This is a genomic window from Chryseobacterium binzhouense (genome assembly GCF_007474545.1).
In the GTDB taxonomy this organism is placed as follows: domain Bacteria; phylum Bacteroidota; class Bacteroidia; order Flavobacteriales; family Weeksellaceae; genus Chryseobacterium; species Chryseobacterium binzhouense.
The window spans coordinates 157,660-173,394 of the sequence record NZ_VKOG01000006.1 but is presented as its reverse complement, the minus strand read 5'-3'; the positions used below and the strand labels follow the sequence as shown (position 1 = coordinate 173,394).

Here is a 15,735-nt window from a genome sequence, read left to right as displayed (position 1 = left end):
GCAAGGAATTATATCAAAAAAATCTTTGCAAAAATACGGCTTTATAAATTGAATGCCCGAAGAAGTTGGATAGAAAATTGCAGATGATGATTATTGACCTGATGAATGTTTCTAATGAAAGTTTTTAGTTGGATCAGATCCAATTTCTTCAATTTCACTTACATTAGTTTTTATTATTCCTCTTTCGAATCTTTTTTCAAGAATTTTATAAAATCCATAAACAGCCGCGATGGCAAAAATCCAGCTTATCATATTCATTGATGAAAATCCTGCATAATTATTGTCATTCAAGGAGTCCGGATTGGAAACAGCTACATAAAATGAGTAAGAAAAAAGGAATAATACCTGAAACCCAAAATAAATAACGACCGCCAAAAGACCGAAATGCCATTTTGTTTTACCGAACTTTTCGGCTAATCCGGCATAATACCTGTAGGCTGCAATAGCAATGAAAATAGACAACATGATTAAGTTTTTTATAGCGAATATAAGTATTTATTCAAAATCATATCCTACATCTACCAAAAAAAGTCCGTGAGCAGGTGCTGATGTACCTGCAGAATTACGGTTTTTATTTTCTATGATATTCCGAAGGTCTTCTGGCTGAATTTTGCCTGCGCCGATATCTACCATAGTTCCTACAATTGCTCTTACCATATTTCTTAAAAAACGATTGGCTGAAACAGTAAATTTTAATTCTGCTCCGTTTTGCTCCCATTCGGCTTTATAGATGGAGCAAAGATTGGTTTTGTTATCGGTATGAAGCTTGGCAAAACTTGTGAAATCTTCGTAATCAAATAAAATTCTGCAGGCTTCATTCATTTTATTGATGTCTAATGGTCTTCTCCAATGTTGCCATGCAGAATCCTGTGTGAAAGGATTTTTTTCTAATGAAATGTAATATTCATACGTTCTGAAAGTAGCATCAAATCGGGCATGAAAGTCATCTTTTACCTTAAATATTTTATAAACAGCGATATCATTCGGTAAAAAACTGTTGAGTTGATGTACAAGCTGTGGAGATAAATCTTGACTGGTATCAAAATGAGCAAACATTTTTTTTGCATGAACTCCTGTGTCGGTACGTCCTGCTCCTGTGGTTTTGATAGGTTCTCTAAGAATGGTAGAAAGTGCTTTTTCAAGCTCTTCCTGTACCGAAATGTCTTTTGGCTGAATCTGATAACCGAAATAATTTTTACCGTTGTATGAAAATTCTATAAAATATCTCAAAGCTGATATGTTTTAATTCAAGATGAGGTTTTTTTAAAAATCTATTTGCAAAAATACTTTAATTTAATGTAAATATTGATGTGAATATTTTGTAAAAACTGACTAAAAACATCATCAGATAGTTTTTAAAATTCTTATTTTTGCCAACGTATGAAAAGATGGTATCTCTATCCTTTTTCTTTAGGTTTTCACATGGTTACGGGTTTTCGTAATACGATGTATGATCTGGGAATTTTTAAATCTACTAAATTTAAAACGCCGATTATCAATGTCGGTAATCTGTCTGTGGGCGGAAGCGGAAAGTCTCCTATGGTGATGTATCTGGCAAAATCTTTGTCAAAAAATTACAGAACCGGCGTTCTTTCCAGAGGATACGGAAGATTGACAAAAGGGTATGAAGTAACCAATTATGAAAGCAATTATAAAACTGTTGGCGATGAAGCGATGCAGCTTTTTGAGCGTTTTAAAAACCGTTTTGTAATCGCAGTTTCGGAAGAAAGAGTTCCCGGAGCAAAAAAGGTGATTGATGATATGGATCTGGATGTTCTGATTCTGGATGACGCAATGCAGCACAGACCCATCAAAGCAGGCTTTAATATTCTTATGACCGACTTCAATGATCCTTATTTTAAAGATCATATTCTTCCTGCGGGAGATTTGAGAGAATCAAGGTCGGGAGCTAAAAGAGCCGACATTATTATGGTTAGCAAATGTCCGGATGAGTTAACGGAAGAAACAAAACGCTATTATATTTCCAGAATAAAACCAACAGCTCATCAAAAAGTATTTTTCTCTTCCATTGGATATGATGAAAACGTTTATTCAAGAGATAAAATGCTGCCTGATAATAATCTGAATTATTACGATATTCTTTTGATTACAGGAATTGCGAATCCTAAACCTTTACTGGCACATCTTGCGAAGTTTTCTCAGCGAGTGAAACATCTAAAATTCAGAGATCACCATAATTTTTCTGACTCTGACATTAAAAATATTTTGGCAGAGTACAAAAAAATGGGTGAATATAAACTGATTCTTACTACCGAAAAAGATTATGTTCGTCTTAAAACTTTTGATTATCTGAGAGATTTGGTTTATTACTGGCCGATCAATGTTGTAATAGACAGGAAAGAGGAGTTTAATCAAATCATTATGAATTTTGTAAACCGTAAATAGTTACTCTTACCTATAGGTTATATTTATCTTACTTTACAGTAGTCTTTTTGCTTGGTTGACAAATCAGGCATTTTTGTTATTGACTAATATTTCTACCGATACTTTAGACATAATATTAAAATATGGACATACCTAGGTATCTGTATTTTGGTAAAATGATAAAAATCATGTTATTTTATTAAATATTATTAATATATAATAAATTACGATACTTTTTAATTTAATTTATTCTAAAATAAAATGTAGATTTGCCAAAAATAAACAAATAGCACTTTTATAATGTTTGCTTTTTACAGGAAGGGCATAAATATCAAAAAAAAATTTTTGATAAGTCTCATTCTTTTTTTGTCATTCGTTAATATCTCAGCGCAAATTTATGTCATCGGTGATGCTAAAATTATTGCTGAAAAGTCTATTGTTGCTACAGAAAATTTAAAAAATTCACTTTCATCGGTTACAGCTTCATCCGGAGAATCTCACAACCATAAAGGCTCGGATAAAAATTCATTTAAGAGAAAACCTTACCATAAAAAAAATAAGACTCTCACACATAGGCAGTACAGGCGCGCTTCAGGAGATCATTTTCAAAATGTATTACAGAATTTCTTTAAAAATACGGATGATGATCGGTATTTTAGGCAATATGATTCTTTTCAAAAATCTTTAGTTTTACAAAATGATTCATCAAAGTATGGTGTTGCTGCAAAAAACGATAACCGTTTTGATATAATTTTTCTTTTTGAAAGAAATAAATTTTTCTATACATCCACACCTGTTTTTTATAGAAGCAAGGAATATTTTCTAACAAGACCTCCGCCCGGATTTGCGTAAACATTCAGAATATTACTTTCTGATATCAATTTATTTTATACTTGAAAACTTTTAACGTCAGAATAAGCCCCGTAATGCGGTGCTCTGATTTTTTATCATGATAATGAAAAACTATATTTTTAAAGATAATCACCTGAAGAAAATCAGGAGTTTATTAATAGCAATGCTTGTAATACTCAATTATTTCACAGCTTCTGCTCAACAACCAAATTCTTTTGTTTTAGCAATTCCGGGACAAAACCTCAGTTTCCTCAATTCTAATAGGACACTGATTACGAACGCGGGTAATGGTGGTCTTTCTGCAGGTTCTGTCTGGCGGTATGATAATCTTCTTACGACCAATGGTATTACTATTTATGGTATCCTTACCATTAAAGAACTCAATGGAGCTGCAATTACCACTTTGGATAGTGAAACAGTTGGACTTCCGGCAAGGTTTCAGCCTTTTATCACTACCAATACAGCGGGAGGTTTTGCTCTATTTGAATTAGAATTCTATGAAGTAATTACCAATAACAGAGCCTATATTTCGGAGTATTATTTTACTTCGGTAGATATTGATGGTAGTGAATTCGTAGAAGTTGGAGGTTATTCTACCTATCAGGTTGATGCTACCAGTGGATTGACGATCAGCCAGCAACCATCCGGAAGGACAAGATTTGGAGGAATTACAGGGGATTTAACGAATGTGACATTTGAAAATACTGCAGCATTTATTGCACAATACAAATTCCCTTATACCAAAGTTACTTTTGCTTTAGGTAAAAGCAATACAGGAACTTCTCGTCAGTATTCAGTACAATTTGGTACTGCGGGAGGTACTTTCTCTAATCCTACAAGCGTAAGAAACCCTGTGAAATTGATGTATATCAATAAAACCGCTGATAGCAATTATTTTGTGGGAGGTGAAACAAGGAAATACACTATGGTTCTGGATAATTTAGGAAGTACTTCTGAAAATGTTACACTTACAGACCCTCTTCCGGCAGGACTTACTTATGTGCCAAACAGTACAACTATTTCCGTTCCTGCTGCAAGTGTGAATGAGAATGTGGCAGATAATTTTAACTCGGTATCTTATGCCCGTAACAATGGTACAGCTTTATGGAAAAATGAATGGGCAGAAATAGGCGAAACCACAAACCCTGCAGCCGGACAAATATCTATTACCGGAAATCGCTTAAACTTTGTTACTTTGCCTGTTGGAAGAGGAATTGAAAGAACAGCCAATCTTACCAGAGCAACAAGTGCAACACTTTCATTTGTCTATACTCAAAGTGCTGTTGGCGGAACCTTAGACGTGCAGGTTTCACCAAACGGATCCAATTATTTTTCTATCGGAACAATAACTGGTACAACAAGTGGTACTTTCAGTGCACCAATTAACTCTTCATATTTAACAGGTGATATGCGTATACGATTGGTTAATAGCGGAACTGCATGGGGAACCAGAACTGTAACTGTAGATGACATCCTTTTACAATATACACTTTCTCAGGCAGCGCAAAATAAGACCAATGCTCTTTCAGGAGGCACCTTGATCAATGGTGTTCCGCCCAATGTGATTGTAAGCGGTGATAACATTACTTTATTACCGGGGGTACAAGCTACAATTACTTTTGATGTTACAGTAAATTGCAATGCACAGGGTACAATTACTAATACTGCCACCGCTGCAACACCCGGACTTTATGAAGATACAATATCCGCTTCCCATACAGCTTATGTAGATCCGGTAAATGTAACGGGAGCAAGTCGTTGTGAGGCAGGTACGGTTGTTCTTACGGCATCCGGAGCACAAGGAAATCAGCAATACCGATGGTACTCAGCTCCTACAGGCGGAAGCCCTCTTGCAACTGGTCCTTCTTTTACAACACCAAATATATCAGGGACGACAACTTATTATGTTTCATTCTATAATCCGAATAATGGATGCGAAACAGGTCGTACACCGGTAACTGCAACAGTTTCTTCGGCAAGCAGCATTACTGGAACAGGAGTAATAAGCAGCTCAACGGGACAAAATGGTTCAATATTAAGCACAGGTGCGCAGAACGGCATCTCTGCTGTTAATTCCGGAACTGGTGTAGCTTGGACAAATCCGGGTAATGCCATAACTGCTAATAACAATAGTGCATCTGTAGCTTTATCATCTACAAATACTTTATCGCAGAATTTAGATATTTCATTCCCGAATCTTACTTCCGCAATACCTGCGCTGTCTACTATTACCGGAATACAAGTAGGTATACTTCGCAGTAGCACAAGTGCTGTACGAGATAATACTGTACAACTATTAAGAAACGGAACAGTAACGGGTACAAATTTAGCAAATACAGCAGCAAACTGGGCTACAGCTGCAGGTACTGTTAATTACGGAGGCAATGCTAATCTTTGGGGAGCAAGCTGGACACCTGCTGACTTTGCAAATACAGGGTTGAGAATTCGTACAGCTTATAATACAGGAACGGCACCCACGGCTTCCGTAGATAATGTAACCATTACTGTATTCTATACTTCCTTCGGAGATGACCAGAGTAGTGTAAGCTTTACTCTTACCGGTATTTCCGGTGCAACTGGATATACTTGGACGGTTCCTACAGGAGCTACCATTACTTCAGGGCAGGGTACTGATTCAATTTTAGTGAATTTTAATAATGCGGGACAAGACGGGTCAAATTACAACGTTTGTGCTACGCCAACCAATTCGTGCGTTACGGGAACACAGGTTTGCCGTACACTTGCCATATCTAATAATGTGAACAATGAAATCTCAGGAACTGTTTATAATGACCAGAATGGATCTGTAAGTCCTCAGAAAGTAGATGGGATTCCTATTTCGCAGATTGGAGGTCAGCAATTATATGCGGTATTAACTTCAAATACAGCTCCTTATAACGCTATTTCATCAGTAACAATAGCTCCGGATGGGACTTATAAATTTAGTTATCTTGCAAATACCACAGCAAATTTTTATAGGATATTCATCAAAACAACACCTTATGGTGATGGTATAGCAGTGCCTGTTACATCAGACCTTCCGTCTGGTGCTACATTCAACGGGGCGATTGATAACGATGCGGCGAATTCCTTAACAGGTGGAAGTACAACTAATGGATTCCTTGTAGTAACCGCCGGAAATAATACCAATAATACCAATGTTAATTTTGGAATTTTAGTGAATAATCCGGTATCTAATCCTGATACAGCAAATACTTTGGAAGACAATCCTGTGACCTTTAATATTTTATTAAATGATACGGTACCTACCGGAAGCATCAATGCAGGAACGGTAGATCTTGATCCGTCAACTCCAGGACGTCAGGTTTCAGTGACGACAACAAATGGAAGCTGGAGTGTTGATAACAGTGGAAATGTTACCTTTACACCTGTTGCTGATTATTTTGGCACCGATTCTATTTTTTACACAGTAGAAAGCAACGGAGGATTCATCTCTAATCCAACCTCTATTACGGTTACCATAACTCCTGTAAATGATGCACCTTCATTCACAAAAGGAGCAGATCAGGCACATACACAAAGCGGATCTCCAGTTGCTTATACAGTTCCTGGATGGGCTACCAATATCAGCCGCGGACCTGCGAACGAATCTGTACAAAATATTAGTTTTATTGTTACCAATAACAACAATGCAATGTTTAGTGTACAGCCTTCTGTAAATGCAGCAGGTCAGCTTCAGTATACGGTTGCGGCAAATGCGGCAGGAACTGCTGCTGTAAGTGTTAGAATTCAGGATGATGGCGGTGTAGCTAATGGAGGCGTTGATACTTCGCCTGTTCAGACATTTTCTATTACGGTTAGTTCTTCAAGATGTTACAAACCGGCAGTAACGAATGCAGGAGCTACATTTCCTGCAAAGCATGGTGTTACAGCATTATCTGCAGCAGGAGCCGATAACGGAAACTGGCCGATGGTAAGAGAAAGTGCATGGAGCGTCATTGAGTCAAAAGAAAAAGGATTTGTTATCAATAGGGTTGCGGATACTGCATCACTCAGCAATATTACCAATCCGGTTATCGGAATGATGGTATACGATATTCAGGCAAAATGTCTTAAAATTTATGCTTTGAAGTCTGGGGACGCTAATCCTGCGTGGCACTGTTTTGAAAATCAAGCTTGTCCGGATTGATCCTTGGTCAATTTACATAGAACTTTTAAGTGTAATTGAATATCCTCATCTTAGATATTAAAGATAATTTAAAATGAATAATATTAAAAATATCATCACCATAATTGCTTTTGCAGTGTTTTTTTCTGCAAAAGCACAGGTTGCTATAGGGAAAAGTGAGCTTTCCAAAATACAGCCGGCAAATACAACAACCAATACAAGCATTTCTTTAGAATTTTATGATGCACCCGACAATAAATATGGGATCGTTCTTCCGTGGACTTCTACGGTCAACAATCAGCCTGCAGCATACAACGCAGCAACAGGAGCGGGTTATAGAGGGATGCAGGGAACCATTGAAAACGGAACTCTGATCTTTGATCTTTCTGACAGAAATGTGAAATACCGAAAAGACGGAGCATGGTTTAATCTTACGAATGTAACCTATCCTGTAACGGTAACAAGAGCAGATAATACTAATCAGACTATTACGGGAAATAATACAGTAGACAGCTCTTTGCAGGATAATAAAAGAGAAAATGCTACTGCAAAAGTAGCAATCGGAACAAATTCTGCAGCAGATACAACCAATGGTATCCTTGTGCTTACAGATACAAACCGCGCCATGGTTTTACCTAAAGTGGCAAGTCCGCATCTGAATGTCATCAATCCTTCTCCCGGAATGATGGTTTTTGATACCGTTAAGCAGCAGTTAGCTGTATTCAACGGAACTGTGTGGAGCTTTTGGCAGCCTTAACTAAATCTGTAAAAAACAATCAGACAATCCCTGAAGATTTTCAGGGATTGTCTTTTTAACATCTTATTGTTTGTTAAAATTTTACGATATATACGCTTCAATGTTTAGATTTGTAAAAAAAATATTGAGAATGAAGCAGATTATGATTTTTGTAATGATGAGTATCTTTACATTAAGCTGTGCCCAGAAAGCACCACAGGAAAATAAAACGCAGTTTTCAAAAGAGGCATTACGCCAGAAGCTTGAAGATGAAAATGGTAAGAAAATAAGTGTTCAGGAAATTCTTGATCAGCATAAAGGTAAGGTTCTGGTTATAGATTTCTGGGCAGGATGGTGCAGAGACTGCCTTTTAGCATTGCCAAAAGCGGAAGAGCTTGAAAGAAATAACCCCGATGTAGATTTTGTTTTCTTTTCTCTGGAACGGTCAAAAGAGAAATTTGACAGCAGTCTGGAGAGGTTTAGTATGAAAGATAAAGAAAACTATTGGTTTTCTGTAGGCTGGAAAAATAACTTTAACAATTATGTTGATCTTAACTGGATTCCAAGATATATGGTTGTAGATCAGCAGTCGGGAATTGCCAAATACTATGCAATCTCACCTGAAGATCCTGAAATTCAGAAAACAATAGATAAGCTTTTAAAATAACTTTAAATAAAATTTTATTGATCTGAACTGCAAACATTGAAGCTTGATTTAAAAAACGTAGAATCCATATCTTTGTGATATGGATTCTTCTTTTCCCATCAGAAAAATTATTCATGTTGATATGGATGCATTTTATGCTTCTGTAGAACAGCATGACCATCCGGAATTAAGAGGAAAAGCCATTGCAGTGGGTGGTGGTCATCGTGGTGTGGTTTCTGCGGCAAGCTATGAAGCAAGAAAATTTGGAGTACGGTCTGCAATGCCAAGTAAAACAGCCCGCGAAAAGTGTCCGCATCTTATTTTTGTTCCGCCAAGATTTGCAAGATATAAGGAAATCTCAAGGAAAATCCGTGAAATATTTTATGAGTATACCGATCTTGTAGAACCGCTTTCTTTAGATGAGGCGTATCTGGATGTTACCGAAAACAAGAAAGGAATAGAATCTGCCAATCAGATTGCCAAAGAAATCCGTGAAAAAATTTTTAAGGAAACCGGTTTAACGGCTTCTGCAGGTATTTCGGTAAATAAATTTCTTGCTAAAGTTGCTTCGGATATCAATAAACCAAACGGACAGAAGACCATTCATCCTGATAAAATTGAAAGCTTTCTGGAGGAACTTCCGGTAGATAAATTTTATGGTGTAGGAAAAGTGACTGCCAATAAAATGTTTAGCCTGTCGATCTATAAAGGAAAAGATTTGAAAAATAGATCCTTGGAAGATTTAACGAGACTTTTCGGTAAGTCAGGCAAATATTATTATGATGTTGTACGAGGTATTCACCATTCGGAAGTAAAACCAAACCGAATACAAAAAAGTGTAGCTGTAGAGCGTACTTTTCTTGAAGATCTTTCTGATGAACAGCAGATTAATGAAAAGCTGGAAAACTTAAGCAGGGAGCTTCATCAGAGATTAATGAAAAACAACATTTTGGGAAGATCTTTAACACTGAAAATCAAGTATAAAGATTTTTCACTATTTACAAGAAGTTTTACTAAAGAAGAATACTTCAGCTCTGCAGAACAGTATTTTTCCACTGCTAAAAAATTGTGGGAACTACGTCCTTACGATAAAGCGGTACGATTATTGGGATTGTCATTATCACACCTCAACACCGAAGAAAAAAAGCAGGTCTCTGTACAGCTCAAAATCCGGTTTGAGGAATTTAAGGATTAACGACAGCAATACACTATTCATAAAATTTACTTGTAACTATGAACCCAACTATGATTCAGCTCTTTCACTGGTATACAGAAGGTGGAGGAACGTTTTGGAAATACGCAGCACAACAATCATCATATTTAGCAGAATTAGGCATCACTTCAGTTTGGTTTCCTCCAGCCTATAAAGGAACAGACGGAGAAAACTCTGTAGGTTACGATGCATATGATCTATTCGATCTTGGAGAATTTGACCAGAAAAATTCTGTTGCAACAAAATACGGAACCAAGAAAGACTATCAGAAAGCCATTAAGGCGCTCAAGGAAAAAAATATTCAGGTTATTGTTGATATTGTTTTGGGACACAAAGGAGGAGGAGATGAACTTGAAAAGTTTAAAGTAGTAAAGGTTGACGAAAATAACCGTGATAAAATTATATCAGATGCTATTGAAATAGAATCTTATACCAAGTTTACTTTTCCCGGAAGAAATAAAAAGTATTCGGATTTTGAATGGAATTTCACCTGTTTCAGTGGTGTAGATTATGCAGAGGGAAAAGATTCGCATATTTATAAAATCTTGTCTGAGTATGGTGATGACTGGGAAGAAATGATTGATGATGAAAAAGGGAATTATGATTATCTAATGTTCAATGACGTAGAACACAGAAATCCGCATGTACGGGAAGAGCTTAATAAATGGGCACAGTGGTATTTTGAGCAAACCGATTTCGACGGTGTCCGACTGGATGCGTTGAAGCATATTTCATTTGATTTTTATAAAGAATGGCTCACACTTCTCCGTTCCAATTCCGGAAAGAATATTTTTGCAGTTGGTGAATATTGGGCTCCCGGATATCTGAATCTTCTTCAAAAGTATATTGAAGCTACAGAAGGCTGTATGAGTCTTTTTGACAGCTCTTTACAAAACAATTTCTGTAATGCTTCCAAAGAAGGTGCTTCGTATGATCTTCGTAGAATTTTTGACGAAACCCTTACGCAGGCAGATCCCATGCATTCTGTAAGTCTGGTTGATAATCATGATACACAGCCTTTACAGGATTTGGAAGCTCCGGTAGAGTATTGGTTTAAACCGCTCGCTTATGCATTGATTTTGCTTAGAGAAAATGGCTACCCGTGTGTTTTCTATCCGGATTTGTATGGTGCTCATTACAAAGATTTTGACAGAGAAGGAAACGAGCAGGAAATTTTTCTGGATAAAGTAGAAGGAATCGAAGAATTATTAAAAGCCAGAAAAGAAAATGCCTACGGAATTCAGCGGGATTATTTTGAAGATGCCAATTGCTTAGGCTGGGTGAGGGAAGGAGACGAAGAGCATTCCGGCTGTGCTGTTGTGTTGAGTAACAAAGATGCGTATGAAAAGCCTATGGAAATGGGAGAGAAATATGTTGGAAAAACTTTTTATGACAGACTTGGAAGAAGCCAGGAAAAAGTAACCATTGATGAAAATGGTTGGGGAAACTTCCCGGTTCCGGCAGGAAATGTAAGCGTATGGATTGCAGAATAATCTGACCATAAATAAAAAATAACCGTTCTAAAAAAAGGACGGTTATTGATTTTTATGCAAAAAAACGGTTGTAAATAATACATTATTCTACAATATCAGCAAGCCCTCTGAAAAGATTGAGCGGATATTCAGCCCAACGGTTGCACAAATAAAGATACCATTGTTTTCCATAAACAACATAGATTCTGCATTGGTAACCGTGGTTTTTGAAAGTATTATCTCTATGGCTTTAAGCAATTAATTTATGTCATACAGTTGTGTCTTGAATTTTTAATTTCATTCTTAATAAAGGATAGTTTCTTCCTTGATCATCTTGATCTATTCTTGCAAATATCTCAAATCCAGATTTTTGATAAAATTTTACCGCTTTTACGTTTTGTTCATTCACATCAACTTTATTGGCTTTCAGTTCTTTTACTGCGAAATTCAGCAACTGCAGACCCAATCCTTTTCCGAAGATCTGAGAATCTAAAAACAGCATTTCAATCTTTTTTCAGCGACTCCGATAAATCCGGATACGATATTTCCGTTTGTCAGGCAAAAAACATCCAGCTGATTAAAGTTGATACTGCTTACTAATTCTTTAATTTCTCTAAAATCATTCGGACTCAAAAAATCGTGAGTAGCAAGAACTGAATTTTCCCAGACTTTCAAAACCTGTTCTCGCACTTTATCGCTGTATGGCTCAATGTTAAAATGATCTTTCTGCATAGTTATAACTGCTGAAATTGGCAAATTTTTCGTGGAATTTCAGTTTTTCCCTAAAATCCTGAGAAACCTGAATATGCATGATTATAATTTTTTTACAATAATACATATATTGGTTTAATGTTGCAAAAAAATCCTGTAAGGTGGAGTTAATTTGGGTTTGAATTAATTTTTTTAATAGTTTTTTGTTAAAGTGGAGTAGCAGTTAAAGCCACGCCACGGATTGGAAACTGGCAATATGTTTAAGATTTGACGATTTTCTTTACCCTTGTCAAGGTTTTAAACCTTGACAAGGGTACTTTACGCAATGAAACTACAAAGGTCTCCTACAACCTGCGTGAAACCAAATACAATTGCAGGAGGTTACAAACACACTTGTTTTAAACCACCGGAGAACGACGGAGGTCTTGCGCAATTTGCAGGAAACGAAATGCAATCACAGGAAGTTACAAACAGGTGTGTTTATAATAAAATGCAATTGGAGGAGGTTATCAACACTCTTGTTTTAAATAACCGGAGAATGACGGAGATCTTAATTCAAAGCAAAAAAAATCATAGATTGATGTTCTGTGATTTAAAGTTGTTGCTCAAAGTCGGGAGACTTTGCACAGCGGGGGCGGGGGCAAATAAGCATGTGCGCTTCGCGGAGCAGAGTAATAATTTTGTTTTCAATGGTGTTGAGGTTTGGTTTAATTGATTTTCTGTGTAGAAAAATATGTTTTAAATATAGGGAAAAGTCACGGATTGGAAATCTGCGACATTGAACTCGTTTTGAAATGGAAAAACCGCTCTGGTGTGAGCGGTTTTGTCTTATTATTATTGCACAAAGTCATGAGACTTTGCGCAGCGGGAGTTTGGTAATTCCATTCCTGACCGACTTTATATTTCGTGGTTTCTGGATTTTTGCAGTTGGTGAGGAATAGAGATAGAAGTAGTGCTGTTATAATTTGGAGTTTGATCATGGTTGGGAATTTGTTTTACTGCCTCAAAGTCGGAGGCTTTGCGGAGCGGGGAGTACTATTTAGGCGCAAACTTTTTATATTCGTTTTCTAATGCTGGTTTTACTGCTGCTAGTAATCCTATTGTTTTATCAATCTCGTTAATGTTAGGTGATTTTCGGTTGTAATAATCAACACATAAATCACAAATCATTATTATTGGAGTTTTATAATATAATAACGTTTGATAGAAGTCTTTTTTATCCTCTAAATCTATTGAGCTATTGAAATTTTTTTGCAAAGTTTTAGTTAAATTACTTATAAACAATGTAAAAGATAATTGGAATGACCTCAATGAAGAATCATCAAGACAAGTTGATATATCGTTGCAACTTTTGATAGTATTTGCCATTCCAAATAATGCTCTTGTTCCTTTATAGGAATCAAAACTTCCTTTTGTTGGGAAAAAATTTAAATTTTCAAAATCTTGTTTTGTACTATCAAGCATTTTTGTGATTGTATCAAAATCTTTTGTTTTTCTTGTTCCTTCAGTTTGTTCCCTTAAAGTTAGATAAAGAAGTATAATACTTAGTAAATTTAGAAAAGGAGAGACTAATCCGCCGATTGTATCACCAATCTGACCAGTTTCTAAAAAACTAATATTTGTCCATTTTCTTGTGAAAAGTAGTGGAGATGTAAATGAAAATAAAATCATTAGTAAGCAGATCCATTCAATATTCTTTTTTAAAAAAGTATATGTTCTATTCATTTGTAGGTAAGTGTTTTCGTCAACCCAAATTTACGCATTGCGCAAATTACGAGAATGTTATTTAGTTTTAGATATCTGTTTGTTAATCATTAAATTGAAATCTAAATATACTATTTTCTTTGGGGAAATCATAATTTAAACATAAAAACCGCCCAGAAAAATCTGAACGGTTTTTTTTATATTGTCTCAGCGACACGCTGCTACATCATTCCCGGCATTCCACCACCCATTGGCATAGCTGGTTCGTCTTTTTTCACTTCAGTGATTACACATTCAGTTGTTAAAAGCATTCCTGAAACAGAAGCTGCGTTTTCAAGGGCAACTCTTGTTACTTTTGTAGGGTCGATGATACCTGCTTCAAGCATGTTTACATACTCGTCAGTTTTAGCATTGTAACCGAAATCTGCAGTTCCTTCTGCAACTTTAGCAACGATTACAGAACCTTCACCACCTGCGTTGGCAACGATTTGTCTCAATGGCTCTTCGATCGCTCTTTTTACGATTTTGATACCCGTATTTTCGTCTGCATTGGCACCTGAAAGATCATTTAAAGAAGCGATTGCTCTTACCAAAGCAACACCACCTCCTGCAACGATACCTTCTTCTACAGCAGCTCTTGTTGCGTGAAGTGCATCATCTACTCTGTCTTTTTTCTCTTTCATTTCCACTTCAGAAGCAGCACCTACATACAATACAGCAACACCACCGGCTAATTTAGCCAATCTTTCCTGTAATTTTTCTCTGTCGTAGTCAGAAGTTGTTGTTTCCATCTGAGCTTTGATCTGGTTTACTCTACCTTTGATCTTGCTGTCTTCACCACCACCGTTTACGATAGTTGTATTGTCTTTATCGATAGATACTTTCTCAGCAGTTCCCAACATATCCAGAGAGATGTTTTCCATAGTGAAACCTTGCTCTTCAGAAATAACCTGTCCACCTGTTAAGATGGCGATATCTTCCAACATAGCTTTTCTTCTGTCACCAAATCCTGGAGCTTTTACCGCAGCAATTTTAAGAGAACCTCTTAATTTGTTTACCACTAAAGTTGCCAAAGCTTCACCTTCAACTTCTTCAGAAATAATCAATAAAGATTTACCACCTTGAGCGATTGGTTCAAGAACAGGAAGCAATTCTTTCATTGAAGAAATTTTCTTCTCAACTAAAAGAATGTATGGGTTTTCAAGTTCAGCCAACATTTTCTCAGGGTTAGTCACAAAATATGGCGACTGGTAACCTCTGTCAAACTGCATCCCTTCTACAACATCAACGGTTGTATCAATACCTTTCGCTTCTTCTACCGTGATAACGCCTTCTTTTCCTACTTTTCCGAAAGCTTCAGCGATCAAAGCACCGATTGTTTCGTCGTTGTTAGCAGAAACAGAAGCAACCTGCTTTACCATTTCTGTAGAATCACCAACAGTTTTAGATTGAGATTTTAAGTTCTCAACAACGGCAGTTACTGCTTTGTCAATCCCTCTTTTCAGATCCATTGGGTTTGCACCTGCAGCTACGTTTTTAAGACCTTCTCTTACGATAGCCTGTGCCAAAACAGTAGCGGTAGTTGTACCGTCTCCTGCAATATCATTGGTTTTGGAAGCTACTTCTTTTACCATTTGAGCTCCCATGTTTTCTACTCTGTCTTCAAGTTCGATTTCTTTTGCAACTGAAACCCCGTCTTTAGTAACGTGAGGTGCACCGAAAGATTTTTCGATTACCACGTTTCTCCCTTTTGGACCTAAAGTTACTTTTACTGCATTTGCCAATGCATCAACACCTCTTTTTAAAGCGTCTCTTGACTCGATATCGAATTTTATTTCTTTTGCCATTTTGATTAGATATTAGATGTTAGATGTCAGAAGTTAGACA

The 15,735-nt window shown here is 36.6% G+C and carries 13 protein-coding genes; 7 read left to right on the top strand and 6 right to left on the bottom strand.

Annotation, left to right across the window (positions count from 1 at the left end; genetic code table 11):
* Positions 1-111 precede the first annotated feature (111 nt).
* On the bottom strand, positions 112-465 hold the full coding sequence (locus FNE73_RS14405; protein ID WP_143885262.1) for a hypothetical protein: 354 nt from the start codon (positions 463-465) through the stop codon (positions 112-114).
* A 30-nt stretch (positions 466-495) separates the two neighbouring features.
* A complete protein-coding gene (truA, locus tag FNE73_RS14400; protein ID WP_143885261.1) occupies positions 496-1,230 on the bottom strand; it encodes a tRNA pseudouridine(38-40) synthase TruA in 735 nt (244 codons plus the stop codon).
* Positions 1,231-1,380: 150 nt separating this feature from the next.
* Here truA and lpxK point away from each other — a divergent pair, with 150 nt between their 5' ends.
* The 7 genes from lpxK (at position 1,381) to FNE73_RS14365 (ending at position 11,454) form a co-directional block, all read left to right on the top strand.
* Positions 1,381-2,406 carry a tetraacyldisaccharide 4'-kinase gene (lpxK, locus tag FNE73_RS14395; protein WP_143885260.1) on the top strand — a complete coding sequence of 342 codons (1,026 nt, stop codon included), beginning with the start codon at positions 1,381-1,383 and terminating at the stop codon, positions 2,404-2,406.
* Positions 2,407-2,730: 324 nt separating this feature from the next.
* Positions 2,731-3,237 (top strand): hypothetical protein, encoded by a 507-nt coding sequence (locus FNE73_RS14390; RefSeq protein WP_143885259.1) that lies wholly within the window; start codon positions 2,731-2,733, stop codon positions 3,235-3,237.
* 103 nt (positions 3,238-3,340) lie between these two features.
* Positions 3,341-7,387 carry an Ig-like domain-containing protein gene (locus FNE73_RS14385; RefSeq protein ID WP_185147356.1) on the top strand — a complete coding sequence of 1,349 codons (4,047 nt, stop codon included), beginning with the start codon at positions 3,341-3,343 and terminating at the stop codon, positions 7,385-7,387.
* Between the two features lie 73 nt (positions 7,388-7,460).
* Positions 7,461-8,123, top strand: coding sequence for a hypothetical protein (locus tag FNE73_RS14380; RefSeq protein ID WP_228430135.1), 663 nt, complete (start codon positions 7,461-7,463; stop codon positions 8,121-8,123).
* A gap of 130 nt (positions 8,124-8,253) precedes the next feature.
* Complete coding sequence (locus FNE73_RS14375; RefSeq protein WP_143885257.1) at positions 8,254-8,769, top strand: TlpA family protein disulfide reductase; 516 nt, start codon at positions 8,254-8,256, stop codon at positions 8,767-8,769.
* 79 nt (positions 8,770-8,848) lie between these two features.
* On the top strand, positions 8,849-9,943 hold the full coding sequence (gene dinB / locus FNE73_RS14370; protein WP_143885256.1) for a DNA polymerase IV: 1,095 nt from the start codon (positions 8,849-8,851) through the stop codon (positions 9,941-9,943).
* A gap of 38 nt (positions 9,944-9,981) precedes the next feature.
* Positions 9,982-11,454: an alpha-amylase gene (locus tag FNE73_RS14365; protein WP_143885255.1), complete on the top strand. Its 1,473-nt coding sequence runs from the start codon at positions 9,982-9,984 to the stop codon at positions 11,452-11,454.
* Positions 11,455-11,701: 247 nt separating this feature from the next.
* Here the strand turns inward: FNE73_RS14365 and FNE73_RS16935 are convergent, their stop codons facing one another.
* From FNE73_RS16935 to groL, 4 genes are all read right to left on the bottom strand, one after another.
* Positions 11,702-11,935 carry a GNAT family N-acetyltransferase gene (locus FNE73_RS16935; protein WP_228430132.1) on the bottom strand — a complete coding sequence of 78 codons (234 nt, stop codon included), beginning with the start codon at positions 11,933-11,935 and terminating at the stop codon, positions 11,702-11,704.
* Positions 11,923-12,165 carry a GNAT family protein gene (locus FNE73_RS16930; RefSeq protein ID WP_228430129.1) on the bottom strand — a complete coding sequence of 81 codons (243 nt, stop codon included), beginning with the start codon at positions 12,163-12,165 and terminating at the stop codon, positions 11,923-11,925. The genes FNE73_RS16935 and FNE73_RS16930 overlap by 13 nt, the downstream gene beginning before the upstream one ends.
* Before the next feature lie 1,014 nt (positions 12,166-13,179).
* Positions 13,180-13,869, bottom strand: a complete 690-nt coding sequence (locus FNE73_RS14350; RefSeq protein ID WP_143885254.1) for a hypothetical protein — start codon at positions 13,867-13,869, stop codon at positions 13,180-13,182.
* Positions 13,870-14,069: 200 nt separating this feature from the next.
* Positions 14,070-15,695, bottom strand: coding sequence for a chaperonin GroEL (gene groL, locus FNE73_RS14345; RefSeq protein ID WP_143885253.1), 1,626 nt, complete (start codon positions 15,693-15,695; stop codon positions 14,070-14,072).
* Between the last annotated feature and the right edge of the window lie 40 nt (positions 15,696-15,735).